This window comes from Pseudolactococcus chungangensis CAU 28 = DSM 22330 (assembly GCF_002441885.1).
GTDB classification, from domain to species: Bacteria; Bacillota; Bacilli; order Lactobacillales; family Streptococcaceae; genus Pseudolactococcus; species Pseudolactococcus chungangensis.
The window spans coordinates 26,214-40,873 of the sequence record NZ_JXJT01000001.1 but is presented as its reverse complement, the minus strand read 5'-3'; the positions used below and the strand labels follow the sequence as shown (position 1 = coordinate 40,873).

Below are 14,660 nucleotides of genomic sequence, written 5' to 3'. Positions count from 1 at the left end.
TAATCAGCTCTACCTTAGAGGTTAGCAAGATAGCTGGTATAGGCATAAATAAAATCTGACAAATCCAAAAACTAATCAATTAGTAGCTTTGACTTACACTTTCGTAAACTCAGTATCAGATCAGGCATTTCAGATACTTATCCGACAAGTTTTAATTTAGTAAATCACCGACGATATCTGTTAAAATATAGACTCACGCCTTAAAATATCTTGATTTTTTTGATATAATAGACTTAATTTATAAAAATTTAGCTAATTGAGGTGACACTATGTCTGCCCAGCTTTCAATATGGTATTTTTAACACTTTATCCTCTGTGGCTATGTCACGATACATTATACTCAAATCAGTATAATAAAATAACACATATAAAGTATTATCTGCTACCATGTACCGGCAGCAAGTAAGGACAACCTCTAAAGTAAGGACGATTGAACATGAATATCTTCGAAGAACTCAAAGCACGTGGTTTGATTTTTCAAACGACAGATGAATCAGCGCTAGTCAAAGCCTTGACAGAAACTTCTGTTAGCTTTTACACGGGTTATGACCCAACTGCAGATTCGCTCCATTTGGGGCATTTGGTGCCTATCCTAAATATGCGTCGCTTGCAGCTTGCTGGGCATCATCCTGTGGCACTCGTTGGTGGGGCGACTGGAATGATTGGCGACCCGTCATTTAAAGATGCTGAGCGCTCACTCCAAACCACTGACACCGTGGCAGAGTGGTCTAAGTCGATTAAGCAACAGTTATCACGTTTTCTAAGTTTTGAGGGCGAAAACGCTGCCATCGTGGTCAATAACTACGACTGGTTCGCCAACATGAACGTCCTTGAATTTTTGCGTGATGTCGGCAAGTACTACACCATCAACTACATGATGAGCAAGGAATCTGTCAAAAAAAGAATTGAAACCGGCATTTCATATACTGAGTTTGCCTACCAAATTCTCCAAGGCTATGATTTCTACCAACTCAATGAAAGTCACGGGGTTAACCTCCAAATCGGTGGCTCTGACCAATGGGGAAACATGGTAGCTGGGACTGATTTAATTCGTAAAAAGTCAGGTAATGAAACCCATGTCATTACAGTACCGCTGATCACCGATTCAACCGGTAAAAAATTCGGAAAGTCTGAGGGCAATGCCGTCTGGCTTGATGCCGATAAAACATCACCCTATGAATTTTACCAATTCTGGCTCAATATCGCTGATGCCGACGCTGTGAAATTCTTGAAAATCTTTACTTTCTTATCCCTTGATGAGATTGATACCATTGCCAAAGCGTTTGAGGCTGCACCACATGAACGTTTAGCTCAAAAAACATTAGCTAAAGAAGTCGTGACTTTGGTTCACGGCGAAGCTGCCTATGCGCAAGCAGTGAATATCTCAGAGCAACTTTTTGCAGGTCATATCAAAGCCTTATCAGTCAAAGACATCAAAGCTGGCTTGAAAGATGTGCCTAGCTATACAGTTGCCAGTGATTTTGATGGTAACTTGGTTAATCTACTTGTTGATGCCAAAATCTCTCCAAGTCGTCGTCAAGCGCGTGAAGACATTACCAATGGCGCGATTTACCTCAATGGGGAACGTCAAACTGAGCTTGATTATATGTTGACTGATGCGGATAAACTTGAAGGCGAACTCACGGTGATTCGCCGTGGTAAGAAAAAATACACGATTGTGAATTACTGATCGGTATAACCAACCTCCACTAAACATACATAGAAAAAGTGGAGACAAACAATAAAAGAAGAGTCTAGGAGTTAAGGTTACCTGATTCTGAAATACAAAAAAAACGCATGAAACCAAGTTTTTTTACAAACAAGGTTCAAGCGTTTTTCTGTTTTCAAGACTTTTATCACAGCCCCAATTTTCTCTTTTTGAGCTTTCTCTCAGTCTGCTTTTCTAGACTTGTTTAAGCTGTTATTTCATGTTTTTCGCAAACTTCTTTCCAAATTTGAACCAAGAAAGCAAGCTAACCAAAGCAACTAATAGGATACCAATCAAGAGGTTAACCACTTTTCTAATCAAATAAAAAATAGACTGGAACAATACGCATCAAATCTGATAGTTTTCAACTTTCTCATTGATCAAGCAGATTTTTTCCGTGTGAGTAAACGATAACCTGACAAGCTCCAAGCAAATACAATCAGTGCTAAAGCCACATAAAAGGCAATGTGCATACCGTGGAGAAAGACCTCAGGCTGTGATTTGACATAACCCGAAACACGGTGACCGATTTGATTGGACATGGCAACAAATAAAACCGTTGTCGCTAAGGTTGTTCCTAATACAAAGCCAAGGTTTCGTCCCAAGGCATTGACTGATCCTGCAATTCCCAGATACTTCGTTTCCACCGTTGACATGACCAAAGCATTGTTAGGACTTTGGAAAAAGCCGACACTGCCACCATGACAGAACAAGATCAGCATTACAACTGGCAAAACTGTCAGCTTACCAATCATGAGATAGCCCAGCTGCACAATCAATACACCAGAGATGGCAAAGAAAGTGATGATTTCTTTATCAAATTTATCTGACAAAACACCCGCAATCGGACTAAAAATGAACATTCCCACAGGATAGGCCATCATCACCATTCCTGCAAAACCAGCGGCAGCACCTCTATAATCTTGCAGATAGAATGGCATGATGATGTTGACAAAACTACCCGCTGTGAACATTGTCATGCTCGTCAAAACGCTCATACTAAAGAGTTTACTGCTGAAAATATTGAGGTTCAGCAAAGGTTTTTCGACTGTTTTTTCTGTATGAATAAACCAAGCAAAAAGTGCAATCATGGCAGCAAAACTTAGGATGACCGACAGCGTCATGAAACCTTGAGCTTGTCCTAGACTGACTGCGATGAAGAACGCGACAATCGTTAGAAACATCTGTGTTGCCCCAAGTAAATCGGCATCTTTCACACTACCTGAGCCAGGATCTTCCGGCAAGGCTTTTCTACCAATGAGATAGGCAACGACGCCTAAAGGTACATTAATCCAGAAGATGTACGACCAACTCGCAAACTGTAAGATAAAGCCGCCGATTGCAGGACCTGCAATTGCCCCTAAACTCACAAACATAGACATGATACTCATAGCTCTAGCTCTCAAAGTCGGCTCAAAGAGTTGACTAGTAATCCCAAAACTATTAGACATGGTCATAGATGCCCCAACAGCTTGTACAATCCTTGAAAAGAGTAGAAAATGTAGTCCTAGATTAATCCCTGCGAGTAGTGAGCCTAGGGTGAAAATCAAACTACCAATGCTAAAAATTTTTGTTTTTCCAACTAAGTCACCAAGTCTACCAAATAACAGAATTAAACCTGATATAACGACTAAATAAATGGTCACTGACCAAGTCACTTGCCCCATATCAAGGTGCATTTCACGTGCCATACTTGGCAGGGCAATGTTAACAATTGACCCATCAAGGGTTGACATAAACGTAAAAATACCAAGTGCTAATAGCCCTGGAAATTTTCCTTTACTAAACATAGGCAACTTCCCTTTTCTATAATAAATCTTGAATAACTACTTCTAAATCATCGACTTGTGCCTCACCAGTAATTTGGCTGACCATTATGCCGTCAACCGCTCGTTGTACCAAATCATCAATAGCCATACGCGCTTCAAATTTTTCAGCATTTTCGAGCTTAGGGTTGGTCTTAGGTTGTGGTGGTGCAAAAATCGTACAACAATCTTCGAAGGGTTGAATCGAAATATTAAACGTATCAATCTTCTCAGCTAATTCGATAATTTCTAATTTATCCATAGTCACAACTGGTCGAATGACTGGCGTTGTAGTGACTGCATTGATAGCTGTCATTGAGCCTAGTGTTTGGCTAGCCACTTGACCTAGACTTTCACCATTGATGATGACTTGACCATGACGACGAGCCCGAATCTCATCAACGATACGCATCATGAAACGACGCGTTACTGTCATCAAATAAGGCATCGGTACTTTTTCTTTGATTTCTTCTTGAATCTCAGTAAATGGCACTTCGATAAATTGAATATCACCGCCAAAAACTGTTAACTTACTGGCTAAGTCTTTTGCTTTTTTGAGCGCACCAGGACTCGTATAAGGTGGGCTAGCAAAATGAACCGCCTCAATTTCAACGCCACGTTTAAGCGCTAAATAGCCCGCAACTGGCGAGTCAATCCCACCAGACAACATCAGCATCCCTTTACCAGCAGTACCGACAGGTAAGCCGCCCGCACCTTTAATCGTTTCATAGCTCAGATAAGCGAAGTCAGGACGAATTTCAACCCGTAAATCAATATCAGGCTTTTTCATCTGTACTTTCGCATGTGGCACTGCCATAATAACCGTATGCCCCAACTCACGATTTAACTCTGTACTATCTAACTCAAAATCATGGTCAGAACGCTTAGCCGTAATTTTAAACGTCATGCCTTCTTGATACACATTTTTCATCAAGGTTGCCACTGCTGCTTCAATTGCTGGCATATTTTTGTCCACTTTAATCGCAGGCGAAAAATTCTGAATACCAAACACCTTGACTAATTTCTCAGCCAAAGGCGCATAGGCTGCACCATTAAGATAGATATGCGCACGGTCTCGCTCACCCTTAACCGAAATCGTCGGAAATTCTGTCAAAACCTCTCGGATATTTTGAGCCAAACGACTGATAAAACGCATCCGATTTTTGCCCTTAGTCGACAGCTCACCGTAGCGAACCATAATTTCTGAATAATTTAAATTTGTCATAGTCACTTTCTATTTAAAATCCCTCGCCTAACACTAGCGAAAGATGCCCGATACCCTCACCTACCTAGCGAAAAAGTATCTCTATATTTTATTGTATTTTTTGGAATTTGGCATGGAGTTGTTTGAAAATCGTCAAAAATTGCTCGATTTCTACCATGTTATTGGTCTCGTCTAAGGAAATGCGAACAGCGGATGTCGCAAGTTTAGGTGACACGTGCATCGCTGTTAAGGTACTAGACGCTAGACCCACCTTAGACGAGCAGGCACTTGTCGTTGATATGTAAATCTCATGTGCTTCAAACCCATGTACTAACACTTCACCACGGACACCTTTGAGTCCAAAAGTAATGATATGAGGTACAAAGTTATCTCGCTGACTAAAGACGACAACATCCGAATATTCAGCCAGTGCCGTCAATAAGACTTCTTTCATCGCCGCCAATTTCGTAAGTTTAGCCTCTGAATCTGTCAGCACCATACGTAAAGCCTTAGCTGTCGCTGCAATACCCGCCACATTTTCCGTCGTTGAGCGTTGATTATTTTCTTGACCACCACCTGTTAATAAGGGTTGCAGTTTTTTACCTTTTTTAATATAGACAAAACCAACACCGCGAGGACCATGAAACTTATGCGCTGAAAAAGTTGCAAAATCAACACGTTCAGGCAAAAACTCCGACACATCTAACTTACCAACAGCCTGTACCGCATCCACATGAAAAGAAATCGTTGGTTTATCCGCTAACAAGTCCGCAATCTGATGAATTGGCTCAATGGTGCCAATCTCGTTATTAACAGCCATAACTGAGACTAAAATCGTCTCTTTTTTGATTAAAGCTGCTAAGGCATCAAGTTTGACAAAACCATGGCTATCAACAGGGGCAAAATCCACTTCAAAGCCTTGTGTCGCAAGCCATTCGGCTGATGCTTTGACCGCAGGATGCTCAACACTTGAGACGATGATATGGTTTCCATAGACACGTTTTTCAAATGCCACACCCTTTAGGATCCAGTTGTCACCTTCTGTACCGCCTGAGGTAAAGTAAATTTCCGATGCTGATTTGCCGAGTAGGTCGGCAATTTGTTTGCGAGATGCCTCTAGCATTCGCCCAGCAACTGTCCCTAAATTATGCAAGCTAGACGGATTACCCATTATTTTTGTGGTAACGTCTGTATATGTTTTCAGGACGGTGGGGTCAATCGCTGTTGTCGCTGAATTATCAAAATATATCATGTTTCTTCCTTTTATTAGAACTTCAAGTTAACTTCTGTAGAAAAATAGATAATTGACGAACCTGCACAAGCGCAGAAGTTTGTGCTACGTCATACTGCTTTCACTATCATATTTTGAACTTGAAAATAACTGCGAGTTCGCAGTTTTTATTTTGGTGTATACTCTAGGAAATCATAGAGCAAGTTGGAATGATTGTCAGTCATTGAATAGTTTTCGAGGGCGTTGACATTTTTTCGCATCACTTTGGCTTCTCTCGCTGTTAGCAAGCCTTGTGCCTCATATTCAAAGATTAATTTGCGTTCTAAATAATAGCCTCGCATCATCTCATCTAAATTATTAGGCCGCGCCTTGGTAATGATTCGGGTGATGAAACCGCCCGTTGCCACTTGCTCTGACGCACGCAAGCGTTCTGATTGTAGATAATTAATCAAGTCAGTATTATAGACCCCCTCCAAACTCTCTAGGGCATCTAAAATAAGACTTGTATTATTGAAGTAAAGGTCACGAATTTCCGTTTTAGAATCGCCAACCAATTTTTGTATTTTTTTTCGATTAAAATGAATATTAGTATGTAAAATATTACTCAAAACCAAGCGAATCGCCCGTATAAAAATGGCAACTGCGAAGGCTAAACTTGAAACAAATCTATGAACAATTGAGCGTTCTAGCTCTTTCAAATATCTTTGGTAAATCCGATAAGTTTTAATCGTAATGTCATTATTTCGGAATGCATTTTCCAGACCTTCATTTTCAAGTCGAAGAATCAAAAGCTGTAAGTCATTAAACTCGGCGGTCATTGTCGCTGATTCTTGATTAATAATCAATTTCCGAATTCTCGCTTGATAGTTATCAATCGTTGCAATATAGCCGAGTTTATTTCGACCTTTTACTGATTCTTGCTCAAGCTGTTCAACGACACTAGTTAAAATAGCAATTTTTGAGACATTATCAACCTTTTCTTCTTTTTTAGGCGCGATGATTGGTAGCACCAAAATACCAGTTAAGAAACTGACAACTGTTACTGATGCCGCAAGAAAGATAAGCAAGGAATACTTCTGAGCAACGGCTTCTGGTAGTAATAAGATTGTCGCAACAGATACTGTCCCCTTAACACCAGAAAAGGTCAGAAGTAAAATATCATCAACATAACGGGAAAATTTTTGATGACGCTTTTTAGCAATTACGGCATAATAGACACTTAAAATCACATAACGCATGATAAACAAAGCTGCGGTTAACACTAAAACAGTGAATAATAACCTAAAATTATCATAATAGGCATTACTGATGATTGGTGTCATGATTTGTTGTAATTCAATACCTAGAAATAAAAAGACAATGGAGTTCAAAATAAACGTCACAGCATCCCAGACTGTTTTTGAAACACTTTCAACCTGAGCATCGAACAAAGTAATTTTTTTGAAACCACTTGCCTGCATGACACCTGCCACAACAACAGCAATAATTCCTGAAACATGAAATTCTTCTGCTAGGAAAAATGCCAATAGAGGGAGCACAATCTCTAACATCAGATAGCCCGTGACATCCTGCGCCGCGACATCTTCCATCAGGGTCAGAACAGTTTGATTTAACCAAGCCACTAGAAAACCAACTAGCGCTCCCCCAATGGCTGACAGTGCTAAGCTGCCAACAGCTTTCCCAAGAGAAAACTCTCCTGTAGTTAACGCTAATATGGCAAACTGAAAGGCGATAATACCAGATGCGTCATTAAAAAGACCTTCGCCTTTTAAGACGGCAATGATTCGTTTTGGAAAATCGAAACGCTCAGAGAGCGAACTCACCGCTACTGCATCGGTTGGTCCTAAGCTGGCACCAAGGGCAAAACAGGCGGTTAAAGGAATGGCAGCATAAAAATTATGACCGATAATCCCGACGATAAGGGTTGTCACAAAGACAACAGGGAATACAAGCAGTGTTACCGTACGTCCATGTTTGACAATCCCTTTCACGTCAGCTTCTTCTCCTTCTCTAAACAAAAGGGGACCAATAACAAAGGCCAGAAAAAGCTCAGAATTTAGGCGTAAGACATCTCCTGCTCCAAGTACACCTAAAATCAGACCAAAGACAACTTGAATGAGAGGTAGTGGAAGTTTAGGGAATACCTTATTGATGACATTAGAAACAATTAATGCAACAAAAAATATGATGACATAAAATACCGTATGAATCAACCGTGTATGCTCTCCTTTCGCTTTCTAACTTGTCACAGATGCTTGATCTCATTGTTGAGAGTGCTTATAACTCCTCCTATTTAGGTATGGCGCATTAATTGGCCACTCCATCTTATATTATGGTTTTTAACAGCACTTAAAAACTACCATTAATTATCATTTTTCTCATCCAATAATTGTTTGAATAAAGCTTTTTTCATGGCTAACTTCTGGTCAAATTTTTGGGCAGATTTCTTATCCAAAGTCGCCCGACATCGTTTAATTTCTAATTCTGATAATTGTCGACGCAAACGTGCTTTTTGATTATCTCGACTACGAAAGTGATCTAAAAATGATAATTTAGCTGCCATAGCAGTCTTTAATTCACTTTTATCATGATTTTCTAAATAAAGCTCGCGCATATGTTGAATTTTTTGTTCAAATTCATCATCAGACAACTTTTTCATTTCTTCTCTCCATATGATTAATTGATAAGGCTTATTATAGCACAAATGCCCCATACACGCCAACGCCAAAAGACCTGAGCCTTTCAAATCATATAAGACAAGTTTTTCTTTTACTTTTTTACCAAATGAGCATATAATAAAAGTAGAGGGCACGACTACTTTCTGCCCAGTTTTGGCACGAATGCCGCGTCAAAATACCCTAGAGCATCATGAATGGAGGAAAAGCTATGCTTCAAGAATATAACAAAATTATGGTGGGGATTGACGGATCCGTTGAATCTGCTAATGCTTTGGACCGCGCAATCGCTGTCGCAAAACGAAACGATGCAGAACTTCTACTCGTTAATATTATCGACTTGCGTGCTTTTCAGAGCATCTCAACCTACGACACAATGGTAGCTGAGGACACCAAAAAAGGAGCGGAACAACTCATTGCTGATTTCGCTGAAGAGGCGAAAAAAGCCGGTATTAGTAAAGTCAAGACCCGAGTCGAATTTGGTTCTCCTAAGATTATGATGTCTACGACACTCCCTAAAGAAGAAAACGTTGACTTAATTACGATTGGTGCGACAGGCTTGAGCTACATTGAACGACTATTCATTGGATCAGTTGCTCAATACATCGTTACCCATGCCAAATGCGATATCTTAATCGTCCGTTAAAAATGAAATCAGAACTCGAAAAGAGCTCTGATTTTTTGATAGATAGGCACAGATACTCACAATTAAAGTTGTGTGCTGTTTAATTTAGCAATCTCAATGATTGTATCAACAGCTGCCAGCATGGTTTGCACGCTCACGAACTCAAAACGACCGTGCATATTTTCACCACCCGCAAAAATATTCGGCGTTGGAATGCCCATAAATGAAATTTTAGAGCCATCTGTCCCACCACGGACAGGTTCAATCTTAGGTGTGATGCCCAGGTTTTTCATCGCAGTTTCAGCTAGTGCGACAATAGACATATCTTTCTCAATCACTTCAGCCATGTTGTAATATTGATCTTTCAAGACAACATTGACACGGTCCTCATCATAACTCTCGTTCATTTTTTCAGCAATTGTTAAAAGTTCTGACTTCATTTTCTCGAAATTCGTCCGGTGATGGTCGCGAATGATATAAGTCATCGTAGCTGCTTCTGGAGAACCTGTCAAACTTGCCAAATGATAGAAACCTTGACGCCCATCAGTCAGTTCTGGACGGGCTGTTTCTGGCAATTGATTGTGGTAATCATTGGCCAGTTGAAGGGCGTTAATCATTTGATTTTTCGCTGTTCCTGGGTGAACATTACGACCAGCAATTGTGATCACAGCTGACGCAGCATTAAAGGTTTCGTATTCCAACTCACCTAGTGGGCCACCATCAATGGTGTAGGCAAAGTCAACATCGAAATCAGCGACATCAAATAAATCGGCACCCGTACCAATCTCTTCGTCCGGTCCGAAACCAACACGAATTTCACCATGTTCAATCTCAGGGTGTTGCATTAAGAAATCAGCAGCTGTCATAATTTCAGCAATACCAGCCTTATCATCAGCCCCAAGCAAGGTTGTGCCATCTGTTGTGATCAAGGTTTGACCTTTGTAGTTAGCTAGATTAGGGAAGTCTTTGGCATCCAGTGCATAACCGCTTGTCCCAAGTTGGATCGGGTTACCATCATAGTTTTCGACGATTTGTGGATTAATCCCATCCGCATTAAAATCAGCTGTATCCACATGCGCAATCCAACCCATTTTACGGACTGGTTTAGCTGTCGTCGCTGGAATTGTCCCAATGACATAGCCATTGCTTTCTAAATAATGGACATTCTCTAAGCCAATTTCACGCATTTCGTCTGCCAACATGGCTGTAAACGCAACTTGTGATTGTGTCGTTGGAACTGTTGTACTTGTCTCATCAGAGCGTGTATTAATTCTTACATAACGTAAAAAACGATCTAACATCTCATTTTCTATCATCATTTTCCTCATTTCTTGGGTATTCAACCCCTGTCACATGAAAAAACTTTCAACCCTAGAGTCGAAAGTTTTTATTTTTAAGCTTTTTTGCTTTCTCGCCTAGGCTCGTCGCAGTTTCTTTTGCTTTCTCACTTAAGCTCGTCGCAGTTTTTAAGCTTTCTTAGCAACTGGGTAAACAGATACTTTCTTCTTGTCGCGACCGAAACGTTCGAATTTTACAACGCCTTCGATTTTAGCGAAAAGTGTATCGTCACCACCACGGCCAACGTTTTCACCTGGATGGATTTTAGTACCGCGTTGACGGTAAAGGATTGATCCGCCAGTCACAGTTTGTCCATCAGCAGCTTTAGAGCCAAGACGTTTAGATTGTGAATCACGACCATTGGAAGTTGAACCACCACCTTTTTTGTGGGCGAACAACGATAGATTCATTTTCAACATAGGGTTTTTCCTCCTTGATTTAATGTAGGATACTGTTTGAGTTCGCTTAGATTTTGAATCATAAGTCAGGAAATCGTTGATTCAATCGTTCGGTTTTTGAACGACCGATTTTCATACTTATGGTTTCAAAATCTAACCCAAACAGTTCACTTAGTAGATTACCTTGAGGTAACTTGGATGAAACTGCTATATTCTGCCTCCTCGGCAATGGCTTTAACACCATTTTCGAAGTTTAGCAGCAATATCTGAGCAATTTCAGCTTGTTTGTCGGATAAATCAGACAAGATTTCACAATCGAGAAAACCACCTTCAACTTCATCCACTTCAACCAGAGGTTGAAAATGAGCAATTGTCTCTAGGGAGTTGACCGTTGTGATTGCAAGACTTGAAACGCCAGCACAAACAATGTCATGCGCCGTTTGACCATTAAAGGCATGGCCTGTAATCACAAAGCGTGTAATCTGATCATCTTTTCGACTAAACTTGATGTTGATCATCTGATTAAACTGTCGCGATTAAGCGTTGATTTCTTTGATGACAACTTTTGTATACGGTTGACGGTGACCTTGTTTACGGTGTGAGTGTTTTTTAGGTTTGTATTTGAAAGTGACAACTTTCTTTTGTTTACCTTGTTTCTCAACTTCTGCGACGACAGTTGCACCAGATACGAATGGCGCCCCAATCACAGTTTTTTCACCGCCAACAAGTACAACTTCGTCAAAAGTTACAGTAGCGCCAGCTTCAACGTCCAATTTCTCAACGTAGATTGCTTGTCCTACTTCAACTTTGACTTGTTTCCCGCCAGTTTTTACGATTGCATAAGTCATTTGCGTGTTTCCTCCTTATATAATATGTTAGACTCGCCTTGGTAGGTGGAATGACTTCGCTTAAACCTAACTTCGTGCGGTTGTACTCTTGAAAGCTATGAAACTCACAAAGACAACGTTATAATTATACCAAAAATAACTGAGCTTGGCAAGTATTTTAATAAATAAAAACAAACAAGATGAATGCCTCATTTGCTTGATGTGCTTACTTAAAGCTTAATCTGATTTGAAACAAAAAAAGCACACTGTATTCAGAGTGCTTTAAATGATGTTCTTACCCTTAAATCGTTTCAAACAAAGCCACAACTTTTGCTTTTTGATCAGCTAACAAGGCAATCTTAGCAGCAATTTGTGTTTTGGCCATTTCGATAATTCGTTTAAAGGCTGGTTCATTTTTGAATGGTTCTGTGAAGTTAATAAAGGCTTGCAATTTTGCTTCTGTATCAAAACTATTACCTATGACTTTGATAAAGTCACCAGACGCCATATCTCCGCCTAGCTTTTCTTGCACCCAATCCCAATTTTCAACTAACCAATCGAAGGCAGCAGCCTGTGAAAAGTCGCGGCTGACAAGTGATGAGAACCAGAAACGTAAATCTTGTGGTTTTACCAAATCAGTGTTGCGATATTGTGAGATGATGGTGTCGACTGTTGGCATTTTCTTCGTGCTAGACACGGCAACATTCAACTCACGTTGGAAGGTTTGATCAGTCGTTTTAGCATAAGCATCGAAGTACTTTTGAACTAATTCATCTGTTTCGTTTTCAACGATTTCATTTTTCAGGACAACTTGTCTGATATCAGCTGGAATACTGTGAATATCAGTAGCGTGTTGGCTAAATACCTCTGATGATTGTGCAACAGCATCCGCGTTTTCAGCGTAGACTTCCCATGAAATTGGTAAAGCACGTAATTGCTCATCATTGAATGATTCACCAGCAACTTTAGCCCAACCTAAACGGTTATATTGTTTGTCAAACAAACGGGCAACAAATTTCTTAAAGTTGACTTCTGAATCAGTATCTTCGTCAATGAAAATTTTCAAAGCATTGAGCGCTTGGGACATCGCCAAGTTGACAACGTTTGACGGTTCATTATCAAATGTCGCAAGCAAATTGACCAAGTCAGCGTAGTCAGATAAGCCACCTTCTGCTAATTTCAAGGCAGATTGGATGAGTTGAACTTTTGTAATCGTATCAAAAGTTGGGACTGCTGCAGTTACTTTTTCAGTCAATGCTGCATCGTATTTAACCAAATAGTGCGCGGCATTTTGCGCATTAAAGAGGAGTGGTTTGCCGACATTTTCAGCTGACAAAACCGCAAAACCTGGAATTCTAACTTCTGCTTCTGATAAAACATCAGGCAGACCAGTCCAGTTCGTGTTAAGCGGAATTTGCCATAGACGACCTTGATCCACACCCTCACCTGTAAAGAATTGTTGTTGGCGTAAAACGAGTTCATCATTTTCTACGGACACGCTTAGTACTGGGTAGCCGGGCTGCTCAATCCACGATGTCATAAAGGCTGAAACATCACGGCTTGATGCTGCTGACAAAGCATCCCACAAATCACGACCAACGGTATTGCCATACTGATGCACTTCAAAATATGCATGAAGGCCTGCTGAGAAATCAGTGTCGCCGAGCCATTTTCGGAGCATGACCATGAGACGAGCACCTTTAGCATAAACAATCGCACCGTCAAAAAGTGTGTTAATTTCGTCAGGGTGGTTAACTGCAACATGGACTGATTGCACGCCGTCGATAGCATCTCGATTAAGCGCCATAGGAGCTTCAGATACTGAGAACTGCTCCCAGATGTGCCAATCAGGTTCAATCGCATCAATGGCAACGTATTCCATCATGTTAGCGAATGATTCGTTCAACCAGAGGTCATCCCACCACTCCATTGTCACTAAGTCACCAAACCATTGGTGTGCAAGTTCATGCGCGATGACAAGCGCCACGTATTGGCGGCTAGCAAGCGTCGAGTTATCTGGATCAGCAAGCAAAGCGACTTCACGATAAGTGATGGCACCCCAGTTTTCCATCGCGCCTGCTGAAAAGTCAGGCAGACCGATATGCCATGAATGTGGCAATGGATAGGCGACTTTGAAATAATCCTCGTAAAATTCGATAACACGAATCGCGATATCTAAAGGAAAATCGAGCGCTTGGGCTTTATGAGCTTTGGTTGCAAAAACACCAACTTGAGTCCCATTTTTCGTTTCACCAAGTTTTGACTGCATATCGCCAAAGACGAAAGCCAAAAGGTAAGATGACATCTTAACCGTTGTATCAAAGGTATGTACACCATTTTCATTTGAAATTTCTGGCATATTTGAAACAATTTCTTCGCCTTCTTTTTCGTCAAATTTCACTGATAAGTCAAAGGTCGCTTTAGCCGCTGGTTCATCAATCGACGGGAAGGCTTGACGGGCAAAATGCGTCTCAAATTGTGTACCGACTAATTGTTTTTTCTCACCATCAGCATCGTAGTATGATGGGTAAATACCAGTCATATTGTCAGTCAAAGCTGCAGAGTATGTGAAGTCAATTGTCATTTGACCTAGCTCAGAGGCCTTAAAACTTACCGTTTCTGATGGTTCATCCAAGCTGAAATCGACTGCTTGACCATTGACGATAACTGATGTCATCTCTAAATCTTTTTGGTGAAATGCGAGATTAGTCGTCAGACTCTCACCTGTTACAGTGACTTGACCTTTGAACCTTTTTGTTTCTCGGTTAACATCCAGAAAAATTTTATAATTTTCTGGTTTAAAATCATCGTATAAATGCTTAAATTCGCTCATGTTCATCTCCGCTATC

At 40.6% G+C, this 14,660-nt stretch carries 12 protein-coding genes and 1 other annotated feature; of the genes, 2 read left to right on the top strand and 10 right to left on the bottom strand.

What is annotated here, in order from left to right:
• Positions 1-436 precede the first annotated feature (436 nt).
• Positions 437-1,690: a tyrosine--tRNA ligase gene (tyrS, locus tag RR45_RS00210; RefSeq protein ID WP_031366310.1), complete on the top strand. Its 1,254-nt coding sequence runs from the start codon at positions 437-439 to the stop codon at positions 1,688-1,690.
• 398 nt (positions 1,691-2,088) lie between these two features.
• On the opposite strand, the gene RR45_RS00205 is transcribed toward tyrS, so the two are convergent.
• The 5 genes from RR45_RS00205 to RR45_RS00185 form a co-directional block, all read right to left on the bottom strand.
• Positions 2,089-3,498, bottom strand: coding sequence for an MFS transporter (locus RR45_RS00205; protein WP_031366311.1), 1,410 nt, complete (start codon positions 3,496-3,498; stop codon positions 2,089-2,091).
• Positions 3,499-3,514: 16 nt separating this feature from the next.
• Positions 3,515-4,738: a tRNA uracil 4-sulfurtransferase ThiI gene (gene thiI, locus RR45_RS00200; RefSeq protein WP_031366312.1), complete on the bottom strand. Its 1,224-nt coding sequence runs from the start codon at positions 4,736-4,738 to the stop codon at positions 3,515-3,517.
• 88 nt (positions 4,739-4,826) lie between these two features.
• Complete coding sequence (locus tag RR45_RS00195; RefSeq protein ID WP_031366313.1) at positions 4,827-5,969, bottom strand: cysteine desulfurase family protein; 1,143 nt, start codon at positions 5,967-5,969, stop codon at positions 4,827-4,829.
• Positions 5,970-6,115: 146 nt separating this feature from the next.
• Positions 6,116-8,161: a cation:proton antiporter gene (locus RR45_RS00190; protein ID WP_031366314.1), complete on the bottom strand. Its 2,046-nt coding sequence runs from the start codon at positions 8,159-8,161 to the stop codon at positions 6,116-6,118.
• A gap of 149 nt (positions 8,162-8,310) precedes the next feature.
• Positions 8,311-8,607: a hypothetical protein gene (locus RR45_RS00185; protein ID WP_072353526.1), complete on the bottom strand. Its 297-nt coding sequence runs from the start codon at positions 8,605-8,607 to the stop codon at positions 8,311-8,313.
• Positions 8,608-8,834: 227 nt separating this feature from the next.
• Between RR45_RS00185 and RR45_RS00180 the strand changes: the two genes are divergently transcribed.
• A complete protein-coding gene (locus tag RR45_RS00180) occupies positions 8,835-9,269 on the top strand; it encodes a universal stress protein (protein WP_031366316.1) in 435 nt (144 codons plus the stop codon).
• Positions 9,270-9,331: 62 nt separating this feature from the next.
• Here RR45_RS00180 and pepT read toward each other — a convergent pair whose 3' ends face one another.
• The 5 genes from pepT to RR45_RS00155 form a co-directional block, all read right to left on the bottom strand.
• Positions 9,332-10,564 carry a peptidase T gene (gene pepT, locus RR45_RS00175; RefSeq protein WP_031366317.1) on the bottom strand — a complete coding sequence of 411 codons (1,233 nt, stop codon included), beginning with the start codon at positions 10,562-10,564 and terminating at the stop codon, positions 9,332-9,334.
• A 150-nt stretch (positions 10,565-10,714) separates the two neighbouring features.
• Positions 10,715-11,005 (bottom strand): 50S ribosomal protein L27, encoded by a 291-nt coding sequence (gene rpmA / locus RR45_RS00170; protein ID WP_003137946.1) that lies wholly within the window; start codon positions 11,003-11,005, stop codon positions 10,715-10,717.
• Between the two features lie 158 nt (positions 11,006-11,163).
• The gene (locus RR45_RS00165; RefSeq protein WP_031366318.1) at positions 11,164-11,502 is read right to left on the bottom strand and encodes a ribosomal-processing cysteine protease Prp; all 339 of its coding nucleotides are present in this window, start codon (positions 11,500-11,502) and stop codon (positions 11,164-11,166) included.
• A gap of 18 nt (positions 11,503-11,520) precedes the next feature.
• Positions 11,521-11,832 carry a 50S ribosomal protein L21 gene (gene rplU / locus RR45_RS00160; RefSeq protein WP_031366319.1) on the bottom strand — a complete coding sequence of 104 codons (312 nt, stop codon included), beginning with the start codon at positions 11,830-11,832 and terminating at the stop codon, positions 11,521-11,523.
• A gap of 19 nt (positions 11,833-11,851) precedes the next feature.
• Positions 11,852-11,924, bottom strand: a sequence feature (ribosomal protein L21 leader region).
• A gap of 188 nt (positions 11,925-12,112) precedes the next feature.
• Positions 12,113-14,644, bottom strand: a complete 2,532-nt coding sequence (locus tag RR45_RS00155; RefSeq protein ID WP_031366320.1) for a M1 family metallopeptidase — start codon at positions 14,642-14,644, stop codon at positions 12,113-12,115.
• Positions 14,645-14,660: the final 16 nt, after the last annotated feature.

What these genes read in the sequence shown, in the direction of transcription:
- tyrS (WP_031366310.1), top strand. Translation starts at nt 437, where the DNA reads ATGAATATCTTCGAAGAACTCAAAGCACGTGGTTTGATTTTTCAAACG.
- RR45_RS00205 (WP_031366311.1), bottom strand. Translation starts at nt 3,498, where the DNA reads ATGTTTAGTAAAGGAAAATTTCCAGGGCTATTAGCACTTGGTATTTTT.
- thiI (WP_031366312.1), bottom strand. Translation starts at nt 4,738, where the DNA reads ATGACAAATTTAAATTATTCAGAAATTATGGTTCGCTACGGTGAGCTG.
- RR45_RS00195 (WP_031366313.1), bottom strand. Translation starts at nt 5,969, where the DNA reads ATGATATATTTTGATAATTCAGCGACAACAGCGATTGACCCCACCGTC.
- RR45_RS00185 (WP_072353526.1), bottom strand. Translation starts at nt 8,607, where the DNA reads ATGAAAAAGTTGTCTGATGATGAATTTGAACAAAAAATTCAACATATG.
- RR45_RS00180 (WP_031366316.1), top strand. Translation starts at nt 8,835, where the DNA reads ATGCTTCAAGAATATAACAAAATTATGGTGGGGATTGACGGATCCGTT.
- pepT (WP_031366317.1), bottom strand. Translation starts at nt 10,564, where the DNA reads ATGATAGAAAATGAGATGTTAGATCGTTTTTTACGTTATGTAAGAATT.
- rpmA (WP_003137946.1), bottom strand. Translation starts at nt 11,005, where the DNA reads ATGTTGAAAATGAATCTATCGTTGTTCGCCCACAAAAAAGGTGGTGGT.
- RR45_RS00165 (WP_031366318.1), bottom strand. Translation starts at nt 11,502, where the DNA reads ATGATCAACATCAAGTTTAGTCGAAAAGATGATCAGATTACACGCTTT.
- rplU (WP_031366319.1), bottom strand. Translation starts at nt 11,832, where the DNA reads ATGACTTATGCAATCGTAAAAACTGGCGGGAAACAAGTCAAAGTTGAA.
- RR45_RS00155 (WP_031366320.1), bottom strand. Translation starts at nt 14,644, where the DNA reads ATGAGCGAATTTAAGCATTTATACGATGATTTTAAACCAGAAAATTAT.